This window comes from Cryobacterium sp. TMB1-7 (genome assembly GCF_004402435.1).
Lineage (GTDB): Bacteria > Actinomycetota > Actinomycetes > Actinomycetales > Microbacteriaceae > Cryobacterium > Cryobacterium zongtaii.
Genome location: NZ_SOFZ01000023.1, coordinates 40,220 through 63,505 on the forward strand (window position 1 = coordinate 40,220; position 23,286 = coordinate 63,505).

At 68.7% G+C, this 23,286-nt stretch carries 20 protein-coding genes; 10 read left to right on the forward strand and 10 right to left on the reverse strand.

Annotation, left to right across the window (positions count from 1 at the left end; all coding sequences use genetic code 11):
* Positions 1 to 22: 22 nt before the first annotated feature.
* The gene (locus tag E3O60_RS10455) at positions 23 to 1,201 is read left to right on the forward strand and encodes a methyltransferase (RefSeq protein WP_134498027.1); all 1,179 of its coding nucleotides are present in this window, start codon (positions 23 to 25) and stop codon (positions 1,199 to 1,201) included.
* 80 nt (positions 1,202 to 1,281) lie between these two features.
* Here the strand turns inward: E3O60_RS10455 and E3O60_RS10460 are convergent, their stop codons facing one another.
* From E3O60_RS10460 to E3O60_RS10490, 7 genes are all read right to left on the reverse strand, one after another.
* Positions 1,282 to 1,887, reverse strand: a complete 606-nt coding sequence (locus tag E3O60_RS10460; RefSeq protein WP_088457580.1) for a histidine phosphatase family protein — start codon at positions 1,885 to 1,887, stop codon at positions 1,282 to 1,284.
* On the reverse strand, positions 1,884 to 3,248 hold the full coding sequence (locus E3O60_RS10465) for a glycosyltransferase 87 family protein (RefSeq protein WP_088457579.1): 1,365 nt from the start codon (positions 3,246 to 3,248) through the stop codon (positions 1,884 to 1,886). The genes E3O60_RS10460 and E3O60_RS10465 overlap by 4 nt, the downstream gene beginning before the upstream one ends.
* 183 nt (positions 3,249 to 3,431) lie before the next feature.
* On the reverse strand, positions 3,432 to 3,794 hold the full coding sequence (locus tag E3O60_RS10470) for a hypothetical protein (protein WP_088457578.1): 363 nt from the start codon (positions 3,792 to 3,794) through the stop codon (positions 3,432 to 3,434).
* 48 nt (positions 3,795 to 3,842) lie between these two features.
* Positions 3,843 to 5,393: an APC family permease gene (locus E3O60_RS10475; protein ID WP_088457577.1), complete on the reverse strand. Its 1,551-nt coding sequence runs from the start codon at positions 5,391 to 5,393 to the stop codon at positions 3,843 to 3,845.
* Between the two features lie 54 nt (positions 5,394 to 5,447).
* Positions 5,448 to 6,323 carry a universal stress protein gene (locus E3O60_RS10480; RefSeq protein WP_241980072.1) on the reverse strand — a complete coding sequence of 292 codons (876 nt, stop codon included), beginning with the start codon at positions 6,321 to 6,323 and terminating at the stop codon, positions 5,448 to 5,450.
* Positions 6,320 to 8,368 carry a primary-amine oxidase gene (locus E3O60_RS10485; protein WP_134498029.1) on the reverse strand — a complete coding sequence of 683 codons (2,049 nt, stop codon included), beginning with the start codon at positions 8,366 to 8,368 and terminating at the stop codon, positions 6,320 to 6,322. The genes E3O60_RS10480 and E3O60_RS10485 overlap by 4 nt, the downstream gene beginning before the upstream one ends.
* Positions 8,365 to 9,795, reverse strand: coding sequence for an aminobutyraldehyde dehydrogenase (locus E3O60_RS10490; RefSeq protein ID WP_241993244.1), 1,431 nt, complete (start codon positions 9,793 to 9,795; stop codon positions 8,365 to 8,367). Before E3O60_RS10490 ends, E3O60_RS10485 begins: the two co-directional genes overlap by 4 nt.
* A 284-nt stretch (positions 9,796 to 10,079) precedes the next feature.
* On the opposite strand from E3O60_RS10490, the gene E3O60_RS10495 reads away from it, so the two are divergent.
* From E3O60_RS10495 to E3O60_RS10520, 6 genes are all read left to right on the forward strand, one after another.
* Positions 10,080 to 11,459, forward strand: coding sequence for an LLM class flavin-dependent oxidoreductase (locus E3O60_RS10495; RefSeq protein ID WP_103479910.1), 1,380 nt, complete (start codon positions 10,080 to 10,082; stop codon positions 11,457 to 11,459).
* A gap of 126 nt (positions 11,460 to 11,585) precedes the next feature.
* Complete coding sequence (locus tag E3O60_RS10500; RefSeq protein WP_088457573.1) at positions 11,586 to 11,978, forward strand: VOC family protein; 393 nt, start codon at positions 11,586 to 11,588, stop codon at positions 11,976 to 11,978.
* Between the two features lie 64 nt (positions 11,979 to 12,042).
* Entirely contained in the window at positions 12,043 to 12,957 is a 915-nt protein-coding gene (locus E3O60_RS10505) for a VOC family protein (protein WP_103479909.1), read from the forward strand.
* Complete coding sequence (locus E3O60_RS10510; protein ID WP_088457571.1) at positions 12,954 to 13,607, forward strand: alpha/beta hydrolase; 654 nt, start codon at positions 12,954 to 12,956, stop codon at positions 13,605 to 13,607. The genes E3O60_RS10505 and E3O60_RS10510 overlap by 4 nt, the downstream gene beginning before the upstream one ends.
* A gap of 79 nt (positions 13,608 to 13,686) precedes the next feature.
* Positions 13,687 to 15,849, forward strand: coding sequence for an ATP-dependent Clp protease ATP-binding subunit (locus tag E3O60_RS10515; protein ID WP_088457570.1), 2,163 nt, complete (start codon positions 13,687 to 13,689; stop codon positions 15,847 to 15,849).
* 114 nt (positions 15,850 to 15,963) lie between these two features.
* Positions 15,964 to 17,592, forward strand: coding sequence for a HAMP domain-containing sensor histidine kinase (locus E3O60_RS10520; RefSeq protein WP_134498033.1), 1,629 nt, complete (start codon positions 15,964 to 15,966; stop codon positions 17,590 to 17,592).
* Here the strand turns inward: E3O60_RS10520 and E3O60_RS10525 are convergent.
* Positions 17,585 to 18,904: an O-acetylhomoserine aminocarboxypropyltransferase/cysteine synthase family protein gene (locus E3O60_RS10525; protein WP_134498035.1), complete on the reverse strand. Its 1,320-nt coding sequence runs from the start codon at positions 18,902 to 18,904 to the stop codon at positions 17,585 to 17,587. The two genes, E3O60_RS10520 and E3O60_RS10525, sit on opposite strands and share 8 nt — an antisense overlap.
* Complete coding sequence (locus tag E3O60_RS10530; protein ID WP_088457567.1) at positions 18,901 to 20,076, reverse strand: MalY/PatB family protein; 1,176 nt, start codon at positions 20,074 to 20,076, stop codon at positions 18,901 to 18,903. Before E3O60_RS10530 ends, E3O60_RS10525 begins: the two co-directional genes overlap by 4 nt.
* A 126-nt stretch (positions 20,077 to 20,202) precedes the next feature.
* Between E3O60_RS10530 and E3O60_RS10535 the strand changes: the two genes are divergently transcribed.
* Complete coding sequence (locus tag E3O60_RS10535) at positions 20,203 to 21,201, forward strand: RimK family alpha-L-glutamate ligase (RefSeq protein WP_134408498.1); 999 nt, start codon at positions 20,203 to 20,205, stop codon at positions 21,199 to 21,201.
* An 87-nt stretch (positions 21,202 to 21,288) separates the two neighbouring features.
* Here E3O60_RS10535 and E3O60_RS10540 read toward each other — a convergent pair whose 3' ends face one another.
* Positions 21,289 to 21,480 (reverse strand): hypothetical protein, encoded by a 192-nt coding sequence (locus E3O60_RS10540; RefSeq protein WP_134408499.1) that lies wholly within the window; start codon positions 21,478 to 21,480, stop codon positions 21,289 to 21,291.
* Between E3O60_RS10540 and E3O60_RS10545 the strand changes: the two genes are divergently transcribed.
* Positions 21,479 to 21,976, forward strand: a complete 498-nt coding sequence (locus tag E3O60_RS10545; RefSeq protein ID WP_088457565.1) for a nitroreductase/quinone reductase family protein — start codon at positions 21,479 to 21,481, stop codon at positions 21,974 to 21,976. The two genes, E3O60_RS10540 and E3O60_RS10545, sit on opposite strands and share 2 nt — an antisense overlap.
* 71 nt (positions 21,977 to 22,047) lie before the next feature.
* Complete coding sequence (locus tag E3O60_RS10550) at positions 22,048 to 23,097, forward strand: zinc-dependent alcohol dehydrogenase family protein (RefSeq protein WP_088457564.1); 1,050 nt, start codon at positions 22,048 to 22,050, stop codon at positions 23,095 to 23,097.
* The last annotated feature ends 189 nt before the right edge of the window (positions 23,098 to 23,286 follow it).

The window sequence follows — 23,286 nt, forward strand, 5'->3', positions numbered from 1 at the left end:
CCCTGGCGGCTATTCTGAGCGGATGCCTGACTTTCCTTTCGAGCGCCTGCGCCGCTGGCCCGATGTCGAGGCGACCAATCTTTTCGCCGTCGACGCGAGCGACCGGCTGATCCTGGACGAGGCCGCGGCGGGACTGGCCACGGCCGGTGTCGGCGAGGTCGTGGTGCTCGAGGACCACTACGGTGCCCTGACGCTCGCGGCGGTGGCGCAGCTGACCGCGCGGCTGGGAGCGCAGCCTGAGGTGCGCGTCTACCAGGACGCGCTCTCCGGCGAACACGCCCTCGATCACAACGCGGCCGATCTGGCGAGCAGCGTGCCCGATCTGGCCGGCCTCACCGGGGCGTACCGGCATGTGCAGCTGGGCGCCGAGCTGTTCACCGGGGCCCGCCTGGTGCTGCTGCAGCTGCCGCGCAGCCTGGCCGCCCTCGACGAGCTGGCCGGCACCATCGCCCGCTTCGCCGCCCCCGACGTGACCCTGGTCGCCGGTGGCCGCATCAAGCACATGACTGTGGCCATGAACGAGGTGCTGCGCCGGCACTTCGGCGAGCTGCACGTCACGCCGGCGCGGCAGAAGTCGCGTGTCCTGATCATTACGCAGCCGACGGTCTCGGACAGCACTGACCAGGCCGGCCCGGCGTGGCCGCGTACGGTCGAGCACCCCGACCTGGGTCTCACCGTCTGCGCCCACGGCGCCGCCTTCGCCGGCACCACCATCGACATCGGCACCCGCTACCTGCTCGAATTCCTCGACCGCATGAAGCCGGATGCCGTCACCGCCGTCGACCTGGGCTGCGGTACCGGGGTGCTCGCGGCCGCCCTCGCCCAGCGTCGCCCCGGCCTGCAGCTGGTGGCGAGCGACCAGTCCGCCGCGGCCGTCGCCTCCGCCTTGGCCACCATGTCGGCCAACGGCGTAATGGATCGGGTGCGGGTGCTGCGCGACGACGCGCTGAGCGCGCAACCCGACGCGTCCGCCGAGCTGATCCTGCTGAACCCGCCGTTCCACATCGGGTCGTCGGTGCACGCCGGCATCGCCCTGAAGCTCTTCGAGGATGCGGCCAGAGTCCTGCGCCCCGGCGGCGAATTGTGGACCGTGTGGAACACCCACCTCGGCTATCGCCCCGCCCTCACCCGCATCGTGGGACCGACCCATCAGGTCGGCCGCAACACCAAGTTCACCGTGACGGTGTCCACCCGTCGCTAGCCGGTCAGGCAGCCGCACCTGTTGCCCATGCGGACATATGCGCCCGGTGTGCCGGGACCATTTGTCCGCAGCGGGAACAGTTAGCCGGCGAGGGCCACGGCGTCGGCCTCGAGCGGCTCGTTGTTGATGACGGATGCGGTCCAGCCGGCCTCGGGGCTGAACTGCACGACCGACATTGCCGCGTTCAGGATCGGCGGGATGTCCCGCTCGAGGGCGGCCATCAGGCTGAGGCGAATCAGGGTGCCGTGGCAGACGACGATGATGCGGGCGCCCGGGTAGTCCTCGGCGAGCTGGCGCAGCGCACCAAGGCCGCGGTTGGACACGCTGAGCGCCGCCTCGGCACCACGGAAGCTGCCGGAGTCGCCGTCGGCCCGCAGGGCGTCGAGCGTGGGTCCGGCGGAGAGCCCCTCCGCCGGTCCGTAGTTGCGCTCGACGAGGCCGGGCAGGTGGCGGGTCACCTCGAGGTCCAGGTCCGCGGCGATGATGTCGGCCGTCTCGGCCGCACGGGACAGCGGCGATGCCACGACGAAGTCCCATTCGTACTGCGAGAGCGGTGCGACCGCCTCCGTGGCCTGGCCCCGGCCCACGTCGTTGAGGGGCACATCGGTGGCCCCCTGGATGCGCCCGATGGCGTTCCAATCGGTCTGGCCGTGGCGGACGAGGGCGAAGGTCGTTGTAGCAGTCACCTCCCTATTCTGCCTCGTGTGGCCGGGTCGCCCCGCAAACTGGTGGCGTCAGCGGGTGGCCAGGCCACGCGCTCCGGCGCGCTGACGCCCGATACGGATGCCGGCGAGCTCGCGAAGGCCGTGCGCCACAGGGCCAGGACCGACCAGCCGAGCAGCACCACGAGCAGAGCGTTGCGCACGGTGAGCAGCAGGATCGCACCGGCATCCCCGTGCACCAGGGGCAGGTAGAAGATCGGGAAGATCAGGGTGGTCAACCCGCCGATCACGATCGTGAGATAGGCCGGCACCCGCCAGACAACCCAGTCGTGGGCCACGCCGACGGCCACGACCGGGGCGATCCACAGCATGTACTGCGGCGAACCCACCTTGTTGAGCACCACGAACGTGGTCACCAGGGCCAATGCGCCCAGAAGCACCAGCTGGGCGTTGTCGCGGCTGCGACGCAGGGCCAGCAGGAGCAGAACGAAGATGCCGGCGATGACCAGGAACATCAGCGGGGTCATGGCGGCCGCCACGAAGCCGGCGCCGGGGCCGCTCACTTCGCGGGTGGCGATGGCGTGGTTCTGGTAGATCGTGGTGCCGTGCTGGCCCATCGCGGCCAGCCACACCCACGGGGTCGTCACCGGCGCCTCGAGCTGCAGGGCCCGGTCGGATTGCATGGTGACGAAGCCGGTCAGAAACCGCAGGCCTCCGGCCGCCCAGACGGCGCCGGCGATACCGGCCGTGATCACTCCGCCGGTGACGACCACGCTCACCCGGCGCCGGCTCGCCGCCACGACGGCGAGCAGCACCGCGGCCGGCCAGACCTTGATCCAGGTCGCCGCGGTGAGCAGGGCGGCGGCCAGCACGGGGCGGCGGGCCACCAGCACCAGGCCCATGATCACCAGTGGGGCGCTGAGCCCCTCGAGGCGCAGCAGTCCGACGGGGCTGAGCAGCAGGCTGAAGGCCAGCCAGAACCAGGCCGCCCGGTAGCCGGCCCGATCGCGGCCCCAGTCGGTGAGGATGCCGATGGCCGCGGCGTTGAGGGCCCCGGTCATCACGAACCAGAGCAGTTGGTACAGCAGTGGGCCGGCCGCATCCGCCAGCACGATCGGCACGATCGCGCCGATGGGATACACCCACTCGACGTCGATGCCCTGCCACACGCCGTTGGCCAGCGCCTGCTCGGCCCAGACCCGATAGAGCGGCAGGTCGCCCAGCACCCGGCCGGTGAGGATGGTCGGCAGCAGCGCGAACAGGAAGAGCAGGTGCAGCCCGAGGAAGCCGAGCAGCAGGGTGCGGGGACTCCGAAGCCAATCCCGCCTGGCGGGGGTGAGCAGCCTGGCCAGGCGGTGATCGACCAGTTCCACAAAATACGACATCGCACACGTCACTTTCCACAGTCAGACCTTGTGAAGCCGATCACTGGGGAGTGTACGAATCGAAGGTGAAAGGGAAACAACCAGAAGCTGTCCGGGAGGGGCGGCCGCCTGAGAGTGTGTTCAGCGAGGTGAGCGGATGGTGCCGGTCGGGCGGCTCAACTGCGCCGCAGCGGACCTCGGCACCTACATCGGAGCATGCTCAGAGAATTCGATGGCCTGCTGCACCGAGTCGATCCCGAGCACCAAGCACAACCAGACAGATGACAGCGCCAGAACCAGGATGACTGTCGCGGTCGTGGTCCGCCGCGCCTCACGTGGTTCGGCACGCGCGGACAAGACCGATGCCGCGGCAGCCAGCGCCGGAATCACCAGCGACACAACCATGACCCCGACAAGGCCGGGAACCCGAGCGGCGTAATAGGAGCTCGGATAATCGTCGGGGTCAAAATTGAACCCGGCTACACCGGCAATGAATGTCGATGCCAGCGACAGGCAGAACAGCACGAGAGCCCAGCCCAGCCAGGTGTCACCGCTCCACTTCCCCATGGCAGACAGTCAACCACGGCCGGAACGGCGCCGATCCCGAGACAAGACTCACGCGTCGCGGGAGGTGCCCTTGGTCAGGGTCTTGCCCTGGAAGAAGGCCGGGTCGACCCTGCGCATGATGAGCATCAGGACGATGCCGGTGAGGAAGAGGACCATCGCGAGGATGAACACCAGGCCGACGCCGCCGATCTCCGAGCCGCTGCCGTAGTCGGGATTGGTGCTGTCGATCAGGGTCGTGGCGAAGATCACGGCCAGGATGATGCCGCCCAGCAGCGGGGCGAGCAGCTTGAGCAGGAACGCCCGGGTGCTGGAGAACACCTCGCGGCGGAAGAACCAGACGCAGGCGAACGCCGTGACGCCGTAGTAGAAGCAGATCATGATGCCCAGGGTGAGGATGGTGTCGGTGAGCACATCGGTGCTCAGCACCCGCATCACCGCGTAGAACCCCCAGGCCACCACACCGGCGATCACGGTCGCGAAGCCCGGCGACTTGAACCGCGGGCTGATCGAGGCGAACCGCTTGGGGAACGCTCGGTAGTGACCCATCGAGAGCATCGTGCGGGCCGGGCCCACGAAGGTGGACTGCAGCGAGGCCGCCGAACTGGACAGCACGGCCAGCGACATCAGGATCGCGAACGGGCCCATCACCGGGCCGGCCAGCGCCGCGAAGACGTTGCCCTGGATGTCTTCGTTGCCCAGACCCAGCTCGCCGGTGCCGACACCGGAGAACATCAGCGCCGACACCGCGACCAGGATGTACAGCACGAAGATGATGCCCACCGTGAGGGTCGCCGCCCGGCCAGGCGTCCGGGCCGGGTCCTTGGTCTCCTCGTTCATGGTGAGCGTGACGTCCCAGCCCCAGTAGATGAAGATCGACAGCGACACCCCGGCGGCGAATGCCGAGAACGACGGGGTGAGGAACGGGTTGAACCAGCTGGCGCTGAAGCCGAGGGCGTCGAACGCGGTGCCGTCGGAGAAGTGGATGAGCGCCGCGACGCTGAACCAGATCAACACGAGCAGCTGGAATGCGACGAGCACGTACTGCACCATCTTGGTGGCCTCCATGCCCCGATAGGAGACGTAACAGGCGCCGACCATGAAGACCAGACAGGTGAAGATGTTGATCCAGACGTTGCCGGCCAGGTCGGCCAGGCCGGGGTTGTCGAACAGCTGCGCGAGCATCAGGTAGAAGAAGTCCACGGCCACCCCGGCGAGGTTGGACAGCACCACCACCGTGGCCACGATCAGACCCCAGCCACCCATCCAGCCCAGCCACGGCCCGAACGCGCGGGTCGCCCAGGTGAACGAGGTGCCGGCATCCGGCATGGCGTTGTTGAGTTCGCGGTAGCCGAGCGCCACGAGCAGCATCGGGATGAAGCCGACCATGAAGATCCCCGGCATCTGGGTGCCCACGGCCGCGACGGTGGGGCCGAGCGAGGCGGTGAGAGTGTACGCGGGGGCGATGCAGGAGATGCCGATCACGGTGGCGCCGAGGAGGCCCACGCTGCCGGCACTCAGGCCCTTGGCGGACAGACCGCCGGCGCTGGATGAGGTGGAGGTGGTGGCCGGCGTGGCGCCGGAGGCGGATGACTGTGCCATGAACCTGTCCTTTGGTCGGATCAGCTACGGGTCGAAATCAGCGAACGGGTTGGATCAGGTGCGGGTGGCCGAGGTCGGGACGACGACGAGCGGCACCGGCAGGGCGTGCAGCATGCGGTGGGCGGTGATGCCGAGGAAGATCGTGCGCGGCGCGGCCAGCCGGCTTGACCCGACGAATGCGAGCTCATCGGGCCGCCAGTCGAGGGCCTCGACCGCGTCTTCGACGCTCTTGCCGGTGCCGACCTCGGTCGTGATGACGCCGTGGCTGGTCGAGTGCCGCTCGTAGTAGGCGAGCACGGCGTCGAGGTGGGCGGTGCTGCCCGCGGCGGCCGGTGACTGCTTCTCGCGGGCCGCGTCGACCTCCACCAGGGTCACGAAGCGCAGGTCCACTCTCAGCCCGTCGGAGAATGCCACCAGCGAGTCGAGCAGGGCTTCCCAGCCCGGCCGGGTGCCGATGGCGCAGGTGATCCGGGTGAGCTGGGCCGGCGCGCGGTACCCGTGTGGGGCGAGGGCAACGGGTACGGGGGAGGCATGCAAGAGGGCGTTGGCGACGCTGCCGATGGTGAACCTGTTGAACAGTCCGCCGCGGGCGGCGCCCACCACGATCCGGTCGGAATCGAGGTCTGCGCTGGCCTGGATCAGGCCCTCAGATGTGGAGTCGGCCCAGAGCAGATGGGTCGTGGCCGTGACATCGGCGGGCACCCAGCCGGCGGCCTGCTCGAGCCACTTCGTGGCCTGGTCGGCCAGGAGAACCTCGAAGTCGCTGCTCGCGGCGTGGATCTTCGCCGGGGCCGCGGTGACGCGCTGCAACACCAGGCAGATGCGCAGTTCGGCCGCGGTGATCCTGGCCATCGCGATGCCCAGCTCGAGGGCCTCGCGGCCTTGGGCGGTGGCCTCGTAGGCCACCACATAGTTCGGTACTCGCGTCACGCTGTTCTCCTTGGTTCCGTGGCCGGCGCATCCGTGCTGTGTTCATCCGTGCTGTGTTCGTCCATGCTGTGTTCGTCCGTGCTGTGTTCATGGCTGCTGTGCTCGTGTGGGTGGTCGGCCATCCCGCCGTGCTCCATGCCCGGGGCGCAGTGCGCGGCGCTCGGTTCCACGTCGAGCGACGGGTTGCGGTCGAAGAAGCCCACCGGCTTCAACCAGAACGAGACGATGTCGGCCGGCATCACCGGCCATTCCTCCGGCCGGGTGATGTGGTGGATGCCGAAGGTGTACCAGAGCACCACATCGGTATCGCGTACGGCGCGGCCGGCCTGGATCCACTCGGGCAGGCCGTGGTCGATGCCGCTCTGGTTCACGAACTCGCCGCAGGGCCAACGCTGAGCGTCGTCGTTGGGAGTGACCCACACCGTGTGGCCGATCACCTGAGCCCGGGTGAGGGCCGGGGCTTCGGGGTGGAAGAACGACGGGATGGCGCCGCCCGGCACGAGCTTGTACGACACCGGGGTGCCGAGCCCGTTCAGGGTCTGCTCGTTGACCACCTTCCAGGCCCGCTGGGTGTTCCAGTCGAAGTCATCGAAGCCCTCGGTCTCGATCGGGGTGTTCTGTTGGGTGAGTGCCAGCCCGAGGGGGTTGGCAGCGTCGATCGGTTCGATGCGGGTCTCGCTGCGGTACACGGTGTTGGCCGGGCCGTCGATGTCGAGGTCCATCCGGGCCACGATGAAGTGCTGGTGGAACGGCGCGTAGGTGCGCTCGTCGACGAGGGTGCCGTTGGGGTGCGGCTGGCCGGGCTCGAGGTGGGTGACCACCATGATGCCGGTGGCGCGCACCTCACACTCGATGTTGCCGTCCTGGTAGAACCGCCAGTAGACGAGGTACTCGTAGTTGGCCACGGTCACGTGGAAGGACACCACCAGCCGGCGCATCCGGCGCACCTCCGCGCCGCCGTCGTGGTCGACGTGCTTCCAGAGCACGGCGTTGTCTTCCTCGTGGATGCAGAAGGCATTGGGGATCGAGTACGGCTCGCCGGCGCTGTTGTGCAGCACGGCATCGAGGTAGCGGATCTCGCCCAGGCAGTCGCAGCCGAGCTCCAGCGACGTGGTCATGAACCCCAGGCCCCACTCGCCGATGTCGAACGCGGTGCGGCGGAAGTGGTCGACGCTCGGGTCGCGGTACGGCACCACCATCTCGGCGAACGAGAGCCGGTTGGCGATCGGGCGCTCGCGGCCGGCATCCGTGTAGGTCACCCTGTGCAGCGTCATGCCCTCGCGATAGTTGAATCCCACTCGAAGCGACCAGTTCTGCCACTGCACCAGGTTGCCGTCCACGCTGAAGCTCGGGCCCTCCGGCTGCACGATGTCCAGCGGCTTCAACGGCGGCCTCGTGCTCGCGGTGCGGATGCGCTCCGGCACCAGGTGCGGCACGTACTCGCCCATCACGCTCGGCGGGTCCACGGCAAAGGTGTCCTCGATTTCGAGCAGGTTCATGGTGTTCACGTCGATCACGAAGTGCAGCCCGCTGACCGGTCCCGCGTAGGGGTTGGCGCCGGCACCGCTGCGCACCCAGACGTCGGCCCAACCCAGGCGCAGGCCGCGGTAGACGTCGGGGATCACGGCGTCGCCGTAGGTCCAGGTGTCGATGAAGACGTTCTCGAGGTCTGTGATGCCGCGTTTGGCCAGTGCGGCCACGACCTCCGGATGCGCCCGCAGCGCCGCGTCGGCCTCTTCCCACTCATCGACGGTGAAGTTGGCCTGCACACCCACCACCTGACCCCACTCGAGCAGGGCGTCGGTGCGCAGCGACACCACCGCCACCCAGGTGTGGTTCTGGGCGCGATGCAGCACCACCAGGCGCGCCCGGCGCTCCGGGGCGACACCGGTGGCCTCGAATTCGGCGATGGCGGCCTTGGCCGGCTCGACAAGTTCGATCGAGGCGAACCGCCAGCCCGCACCCACCCCGTGCTCACGGGCGAGCACGGCCGCCGCCTGGGTGAACTCGGGGCCGGTCAGGGGGTCGAGAGGATGGAAGCTCATTCGAGTGCGCTCATCACGTGCTTGATGCGGGTGTAATCCTCGACGCCGTACATGGACAGGTCCTTGCCGTAGCCGGAGTACTTGAATCCGCCGTGCGGCATCTCGGCGGTCAGCAGGATGTGCGTGTTGATCCAGACAGCGCCGAAGTCGAGGTCGCGGGAGACCCGCAGGGCCCGGGCATGGTCGCGGGTCCAGACGCTCGAGGCCAGCGCGTAGCGCACGTCATTGGCCATGGCGATGGCCTCCTCCTCGGTGCCGAAGCTCTGCACCGTGATCACCGGGCCGAATGTCTCGTCCTGCACGATCGCATCCGTCTGGCGCACCTGGGTCACCACGGTGGGTTCGAAGAAGAAGCCCGCCTCACCCACCCGGTGGCCGCCGGTGCTGATCACCGCGTGCGCCGGCAGGCCCTCCACCTTCTCGACCACGTCGGTGAAGTGCCGCACGTTGTTGAGCGGCCCGAAGTAGTTGTCGGCGTCGTCGGCGGACCCGGTGATGCGCAGCTCGGCCTCGGCCGTGAACGCGCCCACGAATTCGTCGTGGATCGACTCGTGCACGAGCACCCGGGCGATGGCCGTGCAGTCCTGGCCGGCGTTATAGAAGGAGAAGTCGGCGATCGCCGAGGCGACCTTGGCCACGTCGACGTCACCGAACACCACGGCGGGCGCCTTGCCGCCGAGCTCCAGGTGAGCGCGCTTGAGGGTGTGCGCGGCGCCGGCAGCCACGGCCATACCCGCGCGCACGCTGCCGGTGATCGAGACCAGGCCGGGCACCGGGTGCTCGACGATGAACGCACCGGTGCTCGCATCGCCGAGCACGATGTTCATCACGCCGTCCGGCAGGATGCCCTGGCTGATCCGGGCGAGTTCGAGGGTGGATTCAGGGGTGGTGTCGCTGGGCTTGAGCACGAGGGTGTTGCCCACGGCCAGGGCCGGACCGATCTTCCAGATGGCCATGAGGAACGGGAAGTTCCACGGGGTGACCTGGCCCACCACCCCGATCGGTTCGCGGCGCACCCAGGAGGTCATGCCCTCGAGGTACTCGCCGGCCGACTTGCCCTCGAGCAGTCGGGCGGCGCCGGCGAAGAAACGCAGTTGATCGGCCCCGGCGGCCACCTCGTCGGCGGCGATGGTGGCGCGCGGCTGGCCGGTGTTGCGGTGCTGAGCCTCCACGATCGCGTCGCTATTGGCCTCCACGGCGTCGGCCAGCCGCAGCAGCGCCAACTGCCGTTCGCCCGGGGTCTTCCGGCTCCAGCCGGGGAAGGCGGCCTTGGCGGCGCGCATGGCGTCGTCGACGTCGCCCGCTGTGGAGATCGGGGCCCGGGCCACGATCGACCCGGTCGTCGGATCGACGATGTCCAGCAGCACGGAGCCCGTCGGTGTCACAAAGTGGCCATTGATGAAATTGGACAGTAGCGCGGTGCTCACGGGACTCCTCTTCGATGAGTGGTCATGCGGTGCGCGGCCGCCGGTGGCGTTGGCTCGGTCGGGGCGTTGCCGGGCCAGTATGGCACCTGGCCGGGAGAAAAGGCACCCCCATTCATTCGGAGCCGGCCGCCGCGCCGGCCCTCCCGACCGTCCGCGCGGGTGCAGGATCTTGCACTCATGCATCGTCCGCTGAGGGCGGCTCGAAGATACTGCGCCGCATCCCACTGTGACGTCGTGTTTCGTGCAGGGATGTGATCGGGCCGCGAAGAGGTGAGCATTGATCCATGCCCAGACAGATTCGCTTCAATGCCTTCGACATGAACTGCGTCGCCCACCAGTCCTCCGGCCTCTGGCGCCACCCCGACGACAGGTCGCAGAGCTACACCGACCTCGGGTACTGGACCGAGCTCGCTAAGCTGCTCGAGAAGGGACGCTTCGACGGCATCTTCCTCGCCGACGTCCTGGGCACCTACGACGTCTACGGCGGCACCAACGAGGCGGCGATCCGCAACGGAGCACAGATCCCCGTCGCCGACCCGCTCCTGGTCATTCCCGCAATGGCATATGTCACAGAGCACCTCGGATTCGGTGTCACCGCCGGCACCGCATACGAGCACCCGTACCCCTTTGCACGCCGCATGTCCACGCTCGACCACCTCACCAAGGGGCGGGTCGGCTGGAACGTCGTCACCGGCTACCTGCCCTCCGCCGCGCGCAACATGGGCAACGAAGACCAGCTCGAGCACGACGACCGCTACGACTACGCCGACGAGTACCTCGAGGTGTTGTACAAGCTGTGGGAGGGTTCCTGGGAGGACGACGCCGTGGTGCGCGACACCGAGACCGGCATCTTCACCGACCCGAGCAAGGTGCACTCCATCAATCACTCCGGCAAGCATTTCCAGGTGCCGGGCATCCACCTCTCCGAGCCGTCGCCGCAGCGTTCGCCCGTGATCTACCAGGCCGGCGCCTCCAGCCGCGGCATCGCGTTCGCTGCCGGCAACGCCGAAGCGATCTTCGTGGCCGCGTCGACCAAGGCCGTGCTCACGGGCACCGTCACCAAGATCCGCGATGCCCTCGAGGCGGCCGGCCGCGACCGGTACTCGGCCAAGATCTACACGCTGCTCACGATCATCACAGACGAGACCAGTGAGAAGGCTCAAGCCAAGTACCTCGACTACCTCAGCTACGCCAGCGAGGAGGGCGCCCTGGTGTTCATGTCCGGGTGGATGGGGGTCGACCTGTCCGAGTTCGCGCTCGACGAGCCGATCGGCAACGTCAAGAGCAACGCCATCCAGTCGGCCGTGGCCAATTTTCAGGCCGCGAACGACGACGGCTCCGAGTGGACCGTCGGCGACATCGCCCGGGCCGGCGCCATCGGCGGCCTCGGCCCGTTCATTGTGGGCTCCGGTGTGGAGATCGCCGACCAGCTCGAGGAGTGGGCGGCCGAGACCGACGTGGACGGGTTCAACCTGGCCTACGCCATCACGCCGGGCACCTTCGAAGACGTGGTCACCTGGGTGGTGCCCGAGCTGCAGAAACGGGGCGTCTACCCCACCGAGTACACCGAGGGCACCCTGCGGCAGAAGCTGCACGGCCGCGGCGACCGCCTGCCCGACGAGCACCACGGCGCGAATTTCCGCGTCGGCGTGCCCGTCGCCTGAGCAAGCGCAGCTCGCGAATGCGGCCGTGTGGTCACCTCATCCAAACGAGGCAACCACACGGCCGCTTTCGTGCGTATTAGGATCAGCGCACCGCGCCCCTCCGCTCCACCGAACGAGGAGAATCCCATGCCGATCCGCATCCACGTCACCAGCATCTTCGTCGACGACCAGGCGAAGGCCCTGGCCTTCTACACCGACAAGCTCGGCTTCCTGCCGAAGACGGATGTGCCGGTGGGCGAACACCGCTGGCTCACCGTGGTCGGCCCGGGCGAGCCCGACGGCGTCGAGCTGCTGTTGGAGCCGGACGTGCACCCGGCGGCGCAGGCGTACCAGCGGGCGCTGGTCGGGGACGGCATCCCGGCCACCTCGTTCGCCGTTGACGATGTGGCCGCCACCGTTCGTGAGCTGGAAGCGAAGGGTGTGAGAATCACCCAGCCGGCCACGCCGATGGGCCCAGTGGTCGTGGCCATGCTGGACGACACCTGTGGCAATCTCATCCAGCTGACCAGTCCGGTCTGATCGCCGAGGAACGTGCTGTATGGTTGTAGCTACAAGCATTTCGTAGCGAGACCGGGAGCCAATCATGAGCGACACAGCACGCGAGCAGATCCTCGACGCCGCCACGTCAATGGGCGCGGTAACCCTGCGGGTCGGTGACCTCGAGACCATGTCTGACTACTACTCCCGGGCCTTCGCGATGGAACCCCTCGAGGAGCGCAGTCGCAATCGTGAGGTGCACCGTGTGCTCGGCCGGGGAACGACGCCGCTGGTGCGGCTCATCCACACCCCGGACCTGCCCGGCGTCGACCCGCGCCAGGCCGGCCTGTTCCACACCGCGTTCCTCTTCGAGACCCCCGGCAGCCTCGCGGCGACGGTCTACCGCGCTGCGCAGGACCCGCGCAGCATCTTCATCGGCTCCAGCGACCACCTCGTGAGCGAGGCGTTCTACTTCACCGACCCGGAGGGCAACGGCGTCGAGCTCTACACCGACCGGGACCGCAGCACCTGGATCCACGACGGCGAACAGATCCGGATGGCCACCGAGTACCTCGACCCCAACGCCTACCTGCAGGGTCACCTCGATCAGGCAATCGTCGATGCCGGCTCCGCCCTGCCCGGCGCGGTCGGGCACGTGCACCTGCAGGTCGGCGACATCCAGACGGCGCGGGCGTTCTACGTCGACGCGCTCGGCTTTGAGGCCACCCAGGGCAGCTACCCGGGCGCGCTCTTCGCCTCCGCGGGTGGCTACCACCACCACATCGCCATGAACACCTGGAACAGCCGTGGCTCGGGCCCCCGCGCGGCGAGCCTCGGCCTCGGTGACGTGGCCGTGACGGTGCCCGCCGTCGCTGACCTGCACTCCCTCACCGCCCGCCTCACCGCCCGGTCGATTCCGTTCGCCGGAGACGGCCGCTCCGTGACGGTCGCCGACCCGTGGGGCACCCAGGTCACCGTGGCGCTGCCCGACCTCACCACCGACGAGCTGATCGCCCGATGACCCCGCAGCTGCGGGATGTGCGCTCGTCCGCCTGGCCGGCCGACGGCACCACCGAACCCGCGGTCGCGCTGCTCCTGCACGGCTATGGTTCGAACGAACACGACCTGACCGGCCTGATCCCGGCGTTCGGGCTCGCCCTGCCGTGGGCGTCGCTGCGCGCGCCGCTCGAACTCGGCACCGGTGGCGCGGCCTGGTTCCCGATCACCACGCCCGGAAACCCCGACGCCCGGCCTGTCGCCGAGGCCACCGAGACGATCTGGGCCTGGGTCGATGCGAACCTGGCTCCCGGCACCCGGGTGATCCCGATCGGCTTCTCGCAGGGCGGCCTGATGGCCAGCCAGCTGCTGCGCACCCGGCCCGAGCGGGTGCTCGCCCCCGTCGTGCTCGGCGGTTTCGTTCTGGCTGCAGAGCAGCCCGGCGACGCGACCCTCGCCGAGACGCGCCCGGCCGTCTTCTGGGGTCGCGGCGCCGAGGACCGGGTCATTGCTGAGGCCGCGATCACGCGCACCAGCGCCTACCTGCCGCGGCACTCCACCCTGGTCGAACGCATTTACCCGGGCCTCGCCCACGGAATCGACGACGCCGAGGCCGGCGACGTGCGCGACTTCCTCGCGCTCCACGCGGCCCGAAAGCCGGCCACCGCGAAGTAGGTGCCCTGGTAGCGTATCCGCCACCTCCAGTCTAAACTTGAGCCGAGTCCACTCAAGTATTCGCGGAGGATGATTTTTGATGGCCAACATGCAGGGCGCCCCTGGCACCGACGAGAAGCAGAAGACCGCGCTGGAACAGTACGGCGTGAACCTCACCGACATTGCCCGGAGCGGCAAGCTCGACCCCGTGATCGGCCGTGACGCCGAGATTCGCCGGGTGAGCCAGGTGCTCACCAGGCGCACCAAGAACAATCCAGTGCTGATCGGCGAACCCGGCGTGGGCAAGACCGCCGTGGTGGAGGGTCTGGCCCAGCGCATCGTCGCAGGTGACGTGGCCGACTCGCTCAAGGACAAGCAGCTGGTGTCGCTCGACCTGGCCGCGCTGGTGGCCGGCGCCAAGTACCGCGGCGAGTTCGAGGAACGCCTGAAGGCCGTGCTCAAGGAGATCAACGACGCCGACGGCCAGATCATCACCTTCGTCGACGAGCTGCACACCCTGATGGGCGCCGGCGGTGGCGAGGGCTCGGTGGCGGCATCGAACATGCTCAAGCCCATGCTCGCCCGCGGTGAACTGCGCCTGATCGGCGCCACCACCCTGAACGAATACCGCGAATTCATCGAAAAGGATGCCGCGCTCGAGCGTCGGTTCCAGCCGGTGATGGTGGACGAACCGAGCGTCGAGGACACCGTCGCCATCCTCCGCGGTCTCAAGGAGCGCTACGAGGCGCACCACAAAGTTTCGATCGCGGATGCCGCGCTCGTCGCCGCGGCATCCCTCTCGAACCGGTACATCACCGCGAGGCAGTTGCCCGATAAGGCCATCGACCTGATCGACGAGGCCGCCAGCCGGCTGCGGATGGAGATCGACTCCTCACCGGTGGAGATCGACGAGCTGCGCCGCAGCGTGGACCGGCTCAAGCTCGAGGAAATGGCGCTCAAGAAGGAGAAGGACGACGCCTCCAAGGCGCGCCTGGAGAAGCTACGCGGCGATCTGGCCGAGCGCCAGGTCAAGCTCGGCGAATTGCAGGAACGTTGGCAGAAGGAACGTGCATCACTCAACCGGGTCGGCGATCTGAGGAAGCGCCTGGTGAGCGCCCGCAGCCAGGCCGAGCTGGCCGAACGTCGCGGCGACCTGGAAAAGGCCTCCCGGCTGCTCTACGGCGATATCCCCGTGATAGAGCGTGAGCTCGCCGAGGCCGAGCAGACCGAGCAGGAGGGCGCCCGGATGGTCGGCGATCAGGTCACGGCGGAGGACATTGCCGCGGTGGTCGCCGCCTGGACCGGTATCCCGGTGGGCCGGTTGCTGCAGGGGGAGACCGACAAGCTGCTCAACCTCGAGGGGGAACTCGGCCACCGGCTGATCGGCCAGAAGCGGGCCGTGCGGGCCGTGGCCGATGCGGTGCGCCGGTCACGCGCCGGCATCTCCGACCCCGACCGGCCTACCGGCTCGTTCCTGTTCCTCGGGCCCACCGGAGTGGGCAAGACCGAGCTGGCCAAGGCGCTCGCCGAGTTCCTCTTCGATGACGAGAAGGCCATGGTGCGCATCGACATGAGCGAGTACGGCGAGAAGTTCTCCGTCTCCCGACTGGTCGGCGCCCCTCCCGGGTACATCGGGTACGAACAGGGCGGCCAGCTCACCGAAGCCGTGCGGCGCCGGCCCTATTCGGTGATTCTCTTCGACGAGGTGGAGAAGGCGCACCCCGAAGTGTTCGACGTGCTGCTGCAGGTGCTCGACGACGGCCGGCTCACGGACGGCCAGGGCCGTACGGTCGACTTCCGCAACACCATCCTGGTGCTCACCTCCAACCTCGGCTCGCAGTACCTCGTCGACCCCAGCCTCAGCACCGAGGAGAAGGAAGAGGCCGTGCAGCAGATGGTGCGGCAGGCCTTCAAGCCCGAGTTCGTGAACCGGCTCGACGACATCGTGGTGTTCTCGTCGCTCTCTACCGATGACCTCGCCCAGATCGTGGAGCTCTACGTCGACAGGCTGCAGCGCCGCCTGGGCGAACGTCGGCTCGAGCTGGCCGTGACCCCGGATGCCCGCTCCTGGCTGGCCGAACGCGGCTACGACCCGATCTACGGGGCCCGGCCGTTGCGGCGGCTGATGCAGACCGAGATCGACGACAGGCTGGCCACGGCGCTGCTGAATGGCAGCATCCGTGACGGTGAGACGGTTCTGGTTGACCTCGCCGAGGACGGCGACTCGCTGACCGTGGCCGTGGCCCCGATCGGGCACGCCTGAAACCCGGGCGGAATTGGTCCCCGAACACGGCTAATTCAGCCTGTCGACCTGCTTGAATTCAGGGGAGGGCCGGCAACTGAGCCTAAGACGCCTCGCGAACGTGAGGATCGTCGAGTGACGCAGGTAATGGGTGGTCTCGTGCCGATGGTTCGGCCGCCGGGTATCCGCGAGTTTCCCTTGGCCCAGGCGCCGTTTCTGGCCGGTGTGGCGGTGCTCCTGGGCTTCGTGCTGGCCGGTCGGCCGGAGGCCCTTCTCGAAACGGGTTTCCAGGTGGGTCTGGGCCTGGCCGTCGTCGCCACCCTGCTGGGCCTGTTGGTGCCCTGGCCGCGGTTCGGGCACGAGTGGCTGGTCATGGTCCCGTTGCTCGACGTCGTGGTGGTCGCGTTCCTCCGTGACGGGGTGCGCGACACCTTCCCCGCCGTGGGGATGCTCATAGTGTTGCCCGTGCTCTGGCTGGCTTACGGCTTCGCCTGGTGGGCGCTGGGCCTGGCCCTGGCCGGGGCGGTGTTCGTGAGCGGCCTTCCGTTGGTGCAGGCCGGTGGATTTCCCACCGACGCTGTCGGCTGGGGAGCGGTGCTGCTCCTGCCCATCATCACCGCGTTCATCGCCGTCGCCGCCCGCATCGCCGCCAACGCTCTGCGGGCTCAGCAACGCGAGCTGGTGGCGGTGTCCGGCGAGCTGCGCACAGCCCTGCTCGAGGCAACCGACCGGCAGGCCACCTTCGAAGCGGTGATGGAGACCGTGGATGCCGGCATCGAGCTCTACAACCCGCAGGGCGAGGTGATCCTGAGCAACGCCGCCGCCCGCGCCCTCGCCCTGCGCACCGACTCGGCCACCGGCTCCTACGGCCGGGATGCGTCGCTCGTCTTCGACGTGGACCGCACCACCCTGGTCGCCCTCGACGATCAGATCGCCGCCAGGGCCATGCGCGGGGACCTCGTCGCCGGCCGGGTGTACTGGGTCGGCGGTGACGACGACCAGAGCGCCATCATCGCGTCCTCCGGTGTGGTCGAACGTGAGTCAGGGTATCCGCTCGGCACCGTCGTGGTGGCCACCGACGTGACCCCGCTGGTGGAGGCGATCGCCGTGCGGGACGGCTTTCTCGCCACGGTGTCGCACGAGCTGCGCACCCCGCTGACCTCGATCATCGGCTACCTGGGCCTGATCGACGCCGAGAAGCTCGGCATCACCATGGAGGTGAGCGTGATCGAGCGCAACGCCGAGCGGCTGCTCTCGGTGATCGCGCAACTGCTCAGCGCCACCGAAGGCCAGCCGCCGATTCACCGGGTCGACTGCGACCTCGGCGGGATCCTGCGCTCCAGCCTGGGCACCGCCCGGCAGCGCGCGCAGAGCGCCGGCATCACCATCAGCGCCCACGACAACGCCGCGGTGACCGCCAGGGTGGACCCGCTGGCGATCGAGCAGGCCATCGACAACCTGCTCGCCAACGCCATCAAGTTCTCGCGGCCAGGGGGCTCGGTCTCGCTCAGCGTCGACCACGACGATACGCATGCGGTGGTGCGGGTCGCCGACGACGGCATCGGCCTCAGCGCCGAGGATCAGCGACAGGTCTTCGACAGGTTCTTCCGGGCCCGCAACTCCACCGAACTGGCCATCCCCGGCATGGGCCTGGGCCTGGCGATCGTGCGGGCCGTTGTGCACGCCCACCAGGGCACCGTGCAGGTCTCCAGTGTGCTCGGTGAGGGCAGCACTTTCACGGTGCGCCTGCCGCTGGTCAGCTGAGCGCGCGGTCCAGGTCGGCGATGAGGTCGGCCACGGCTTCGATACCCACCGAGAGGCGGATCAGGCCGGGGCCGATGCCCAAACGCTCGCGCAACTCCTGACTGAACGAGGCGTGCGTCGACGTGGCGGGGTGCAACGCCATCGACCGGGTGTCGCCGATGTTGGTCATGTGGCTGATCACCCGCAGCCGGTCGAGGAACCGGCCCGCCCCTGCTTCGCCGCCCCGCACGGTGAACGAGAACACCGAGCCGCTCCGGCCGCCGTAGAGCCGCTGGGCGAGGTCGAAAGCCGGATTACCGGGCAGGCCGGCATAGTCGACGCTCTGCACACCCGGATGCTCGGCCAGCCAGGCCGCGATGGCCAGCGAATTCGACAGGTGCCGTTCCATCCGCAGCGACAGCGTCTCGATGCCCTGGTGCAGCAAGAACGAGTTGAACGGGCTCAGCGCCGGGCCGATGTCGTTGACGACGGCTTCGCGGGTTGCTCGCGCATAGGCCGTGCGCCCGAACTTCTCGGCGATGGACGGCAGGCCCGCCGCGGACTGCGTGATCAGTGGGTACTCCCGGTCGGCGGCGGCCCAGTCGAAGCTGCCGCCGTCGACGATGGTGCCGGAGATCGCCGCGCCGTGTCCGCTGAGGAACTTGGTCGACGAATGCACCACGACGTCTGCGCCGTGCTCGAACGGCCGGATCAGGAACGGCGACGCTATCGTGTTGTCGACCACGAACGGGATACCGTGCCGTTGTGCGACCGCGGCGACCCGGCCGATGTCGACGATGTCGTTCTTCGGGTTGGGGATGGTCTCGCTGAAGATGGCCTTGGTGTTAGGCCGGATGACACGGTCCCACTCGTCGTCGTCGAATTCGTCCCAGACGTAGTCGACCGTGACCCCGAACCGGGCGAAGCTGCGCCCGAAGAGGATGCGGGTGCCGCTGTAGATGCTCGCCGTGGAGACTATGTGATCACCGGACTGCGCGATCGACAGCAGCGCCGCGGTGATCGCGGCCTGGCCGGAGGCCACCACGATGGCCTCGGTGCCGCCCTCGAGCGAGGCGATCTTTCGCTCCGCGACCCCGCCGGAGGGGTTGCGCTGCCGGGAGTAGATGAGACCGTCGGCCTCGCCGGCGAAGCGGGCCTTGGCATCCGTGAAGGAGTCGAACCTGAACCCCGCGGTCATGTTGATGGGCGAGATGCGGGCGCCGCTGGTGAGGTCGTCGTACTCGCCGGCGTGCACCTGGCGGGTGTCGAAGGCGTAGCCCTCCCAGTCATACTCGGGCTGGGACGGACAGTCTGTGGTGGCGTCGAGGGTCACAGGGTCACTTTCAGTCGGTGCACGGCGGCGGCCATCTGCCGCACCGCCTGCTCGAGAATGGGGCGGGGCATGGCGAAGATCAGGCGGGCATGGTTGGCGTACCCGGTGCCGCACAGGGCCCCGTCGGTGAGCGTGACCCCGGCCTCGGTGCGGAAGAAGTCGGCGATGGACCCCTCGAGACCCAACGCCGAACAGTCCAGCCAGGCTATGTAGGTGGCGTCCGGCAGCGAGTACCGCACCTCGGGCAGGTGCTCGTCGAGCAGGTCCCGCAGGGCCGTGCGGTTGCCGTCGAGATAGGTGATCACCTCGGCCAACCAGTCTCTGCCGTCGGCGTATGCGGCGGTGGCCGCGATGACCCCCGGCGTCGACGCACCGTGCACCACGCTGAAGCCGTAGACCTGGTAGACCTCTTCGTCGGCCGGGTTCGAGGTGATGAACTGCGCGGTCTTGAGGCCGGGCAGGTTCCAGGCTTTGGAGGCCGAGGTGGCCGTTATGGTGTGCCGGGCCGTCTCGCGGGAGATCGACGCGTACGGGATGTGCGGGGTATTGCCGTAGCGGAGCGGCGCGTGAATCTCGTCGGCGAAGACCCGGCCGTTGTGCCGCTCGACGACGTCGGCGATGGCTTCGAGCTCGGCCAGGGTCAGGGCCACGCCGGTGGGATTGTGCGGGTTGCAGAGCACGAGGGTGCGGGCGCCGGCACGGAACGCCGCGTCGATGCCGGCCAGGTCGTGACTCCAGCGACCGTCGACGGTGTGGCCGGGAACCTCGAAGATCTTCCGGCCCAGGGTGGGCGTGAAGCTGAGGAACGGCATGTACGACGGGGTGGGGACGATGACGCCGCTGCCATCCGGCGAGAACCGGCGCACTGTCACGTCGAAGGCCGACATCACGTCGGACACCGGGTGGATGTTCTCCGGGGGCACGACCCAGCCGGAATCCTGCCGGAGCCAGTCCGCGGTGGCCTCGGCCATCAGCCGCGTCGTGGCGGGGGCTAGATAGCCCAGCTCGCCGGCGTTGACGGCTCGGTGCAGGGCGGCGGACACCGCGGGCGCCGTGCCGAAGTCCATCTCGGCCACCCAGGCGCCGATGGTGCCCGGGTGCAGGCTCCACTTGCGGCTGCTGGCACGGCTGAGCTCGTCACGAGTGATCTCGTCGAAACGTGAGTGAGTCATCGGGTACTTTCGCATCGAGCGTACATGGGCCGTTTTCTGACCCTAGTAACCGGGCGGGGAGGGTGGAGTGACCTTTACGCCATGTGTCAGCGTGCGGGGAATGTCGTGACGTGGAAGGCTCGTCTCATGAGCCTTCTTCCCGACACCCCCGTCGTCCACGTGCTGCACGAGAACCCGGACTGGTTCGGACCGTTCCAGGCCGCGTTCGAGGCGGCCGGGGTGCCGTACCGGGAATGGCTGCTCGTCGACGGTGTGCTCGACCTCGACGAGGCGCCGCCGGCCGGCATCTTCTGGTCGCGGATCAGCGCGTCGGCGCACACCCGCGGGCACGGCCTGTCGAAGGACTACACCCGCAGCGTGTTGAACTGGCTGGAGGCGTACGGCGCCCGCACCGTGAACGGCCGCCGCACCATCGAACTCGAGGTGAGCAAGGTCGATCAGCTCACCCGGCTGCGCGCGCAGGGCTTCGACGTGCCGCGCACCCGCGTGGTCGTCGGCACGCACCTCCTGGTGGAGGCGGCGCGGGACTTTCCGACCCCGTTCATCACCAAGCACAACCAGGGCGGCAAGGGCCTGGGCGTGCAGAAGTTCGACAGCGCCGCCGAATTGGCGGCGGCGATTGCGGCCGGCGAGTACGCGGAACCCGAGGACGGCATCTCGCTGCTGCAGGAGTTCGTGGTGTCAGCGCACGCCGAGGTCACCCGGGTCGAGATCGTGGGCGACGAGTTCATCTACGCGATCACCGCCGACACCGCCCGCGGCGGCTACCAGCTCTGCCCCGCGGATGCCTGCGCCATCGACCCGACCACCGGTGCACTGCTTCTGCCGCCCGGGGCAACCATCATGCCGGAGGCCGGGCAGCAGATCTTCGCCCTGCGGGAGGGGTTCGAGCACCCGATCATCGACCGGTACCGGGACTTCCTGCGCACAGAGGGCATCGAGATCGCCGGGATCGAGTTCATCGAAACCGTCGACGGCCGGGTGGTGACCTACGACGTGAACACCAACACCAACTACAACGCAGAGATCGAGGCTGTAGCGCCGAACAGCGGCCCCGGCGCGATCGTGGCCTACCTGGCCGGGGTGCTCGCCGCGTCCTACCCGCAGGTCGGCGGCAAGCCCTAACCTGCCCCCGTCGTCGGTCGAGCCTGTCGAGACGCAGTGACATGCGTGTGTGTCGTGTCTGAATCGTGCCGCGGGCTGGCTCGCGGGTCAGTAGTCGACTCGGCGGCCGAAGCCGCGCTTGGCCCGGGGGCGTGGTGAGCAGAAGGCCTCGCTGCCCAGGCGCACGAGCTCGTGCGGCTGGAGTGCCGCTGTGGCGGCGAAGGCCTCGAGGGAGGGGAACGGTTGTACAGTCGCGCTGAACGGATCCGTTCTGACCGAGCGAGAGGAAGCGATCGCCATGACGCCCCCCGGCCGCGGCAGCGAGACCGGCGAGCGGACCCCGTGGCTGCCGCCGCGCTGGTTCGTCGTGCTGGCCTGGAAGGTTCACAGGGCACTGTTCCGGGTGACCGGTGGTCGTCGTGGTCTGTGGCGTGCGCGGCCCCAGCGGTGGGGTGCGCTGCGATTGACCACGACCGGGCGCCGCAGCGGCCAGGAACGGTCCGTGATCGTGGGCTATCTGGAGGACGGCCCGAACCTGGTGACCCTGGCGATGAACGGCTGGGGCGAAGCCGAACCCGCGTGGTGGCTGAACCTGCAGGCGCGGCCGCGCTGCGAGGTCCAGCTCGCCGATGAGACCCGCCACGTCGTCGCGCACGCCGCGACCGGAGGGGAACGCTCCCGGCTGTGGGACCGCTGGCGGACGGTGGACAAGGACCTCGACGGTCTGGCCCGCCGCCGCCCGACCGAAACTGCCGTTGTGGTCCTCGAACCTGTTCCCGCCTCCCTCGAACCGTGAGTCAAGCACCGGAATCTGGCGGTTCCTGGGGCAAATCTCACGGTTCGCGGGCTGAGGGTTAGGCTTTTCGGATGCGTGCAACAGTTATTTACGGCGAGCGGGATGTCCGACTCGATGAAGTTCCCAACCCAGTCCTGTCCACCGGCGGTGACGCCATCGTGCGGGTGGTGGCGGCCTGCGTCTGCGGGTCAGACCTCTGGCCGTACCGCGGCGTGACCCCCACCGACGAGCCGCACCGGATCGGCCACGAGTTCGTCGGCATCGTCGACGAGATCGGTCCTGACGTCACCACCATCACGGTCGGTGACTTCGTCATCGCCCCGTTCTACGACTGCGACAACACCTGCGTCAATTGCCGGAACGGCGTCAGCACCTCCTGCCTCAACGGCGGCTGGTGGGGCTCGGACGACCAGCTCGGCGGCTTCGCCGACGGCGCCCAGGGCGAACGGGTGCGGGTTCCGCACGCCGACGGTTCGCTCGTCGCCACCCCCGTGCAGCCCACGGATGACCAGGTCCCTGGCCTGCTCACCCTCGCCGATGTGATGGGCACCGGCCACCACGCTGCCGTCTCGGCCGGCGTCACCGTCGGCAGCACCGTCGTCGTGGTCGGCGATGGGGCCGTGGGCCTCTGCGCGATCATCGCCGCCAAGCGCCTGGGCGCGTCCCGCATCGTGGCCATGTCCCGGCACGCCGACCGGCAGGCCGTCGCCCGCGAATTCGGTGCCACCGACATCGTCGAGGAGCGGGGCGACGCGGGTGTCGAGAGCATCCTGGAGATGTTCGACGGTGTCGGCGCCGACTGCGTGCTCGAGTGCGTTGGCACCGAGGAGTCGATGGACCAGGCGATCCGCTCGACCCGGCCCGGCGGCATGGTCGGCTACGTCGGCGTGCCCAACGGCGGCGCCGAGCTGCCGATCAAGGCCCTCTTCGGCCGCAACGTGGGCGTGAACGGCGGCGTCGCATCCGTGCGCGGATACGTTGAGGAACTGTTGCCCGAGGTGCTCAGCGGAGCGATCAACCCGGGGCGGGTCTTCGACCTGCAGCTGCCGTTGTCCGAAGTGGCGCTGGCCTACGCCGCCATGGACGAGCGCCGCGCCATCAAGGTGCTGCTGCGCCCGTAGTCCGCACCCCTCACATGACGAACGCCCCCCTCGCTTATGCGAGGGGGGCGTTCGTGTATTGCCCGACTTGCCACTTGCGGCCTCTTGGCGGCCCGGTTGAGGGCCTCAACTGGCAGGTCGATGCGGCGCAGTCGGGTGAGATGGCAGTTGGCGCCCCTTCGGAGGCCCTGAGGGGGCTCCAAGTGGCAA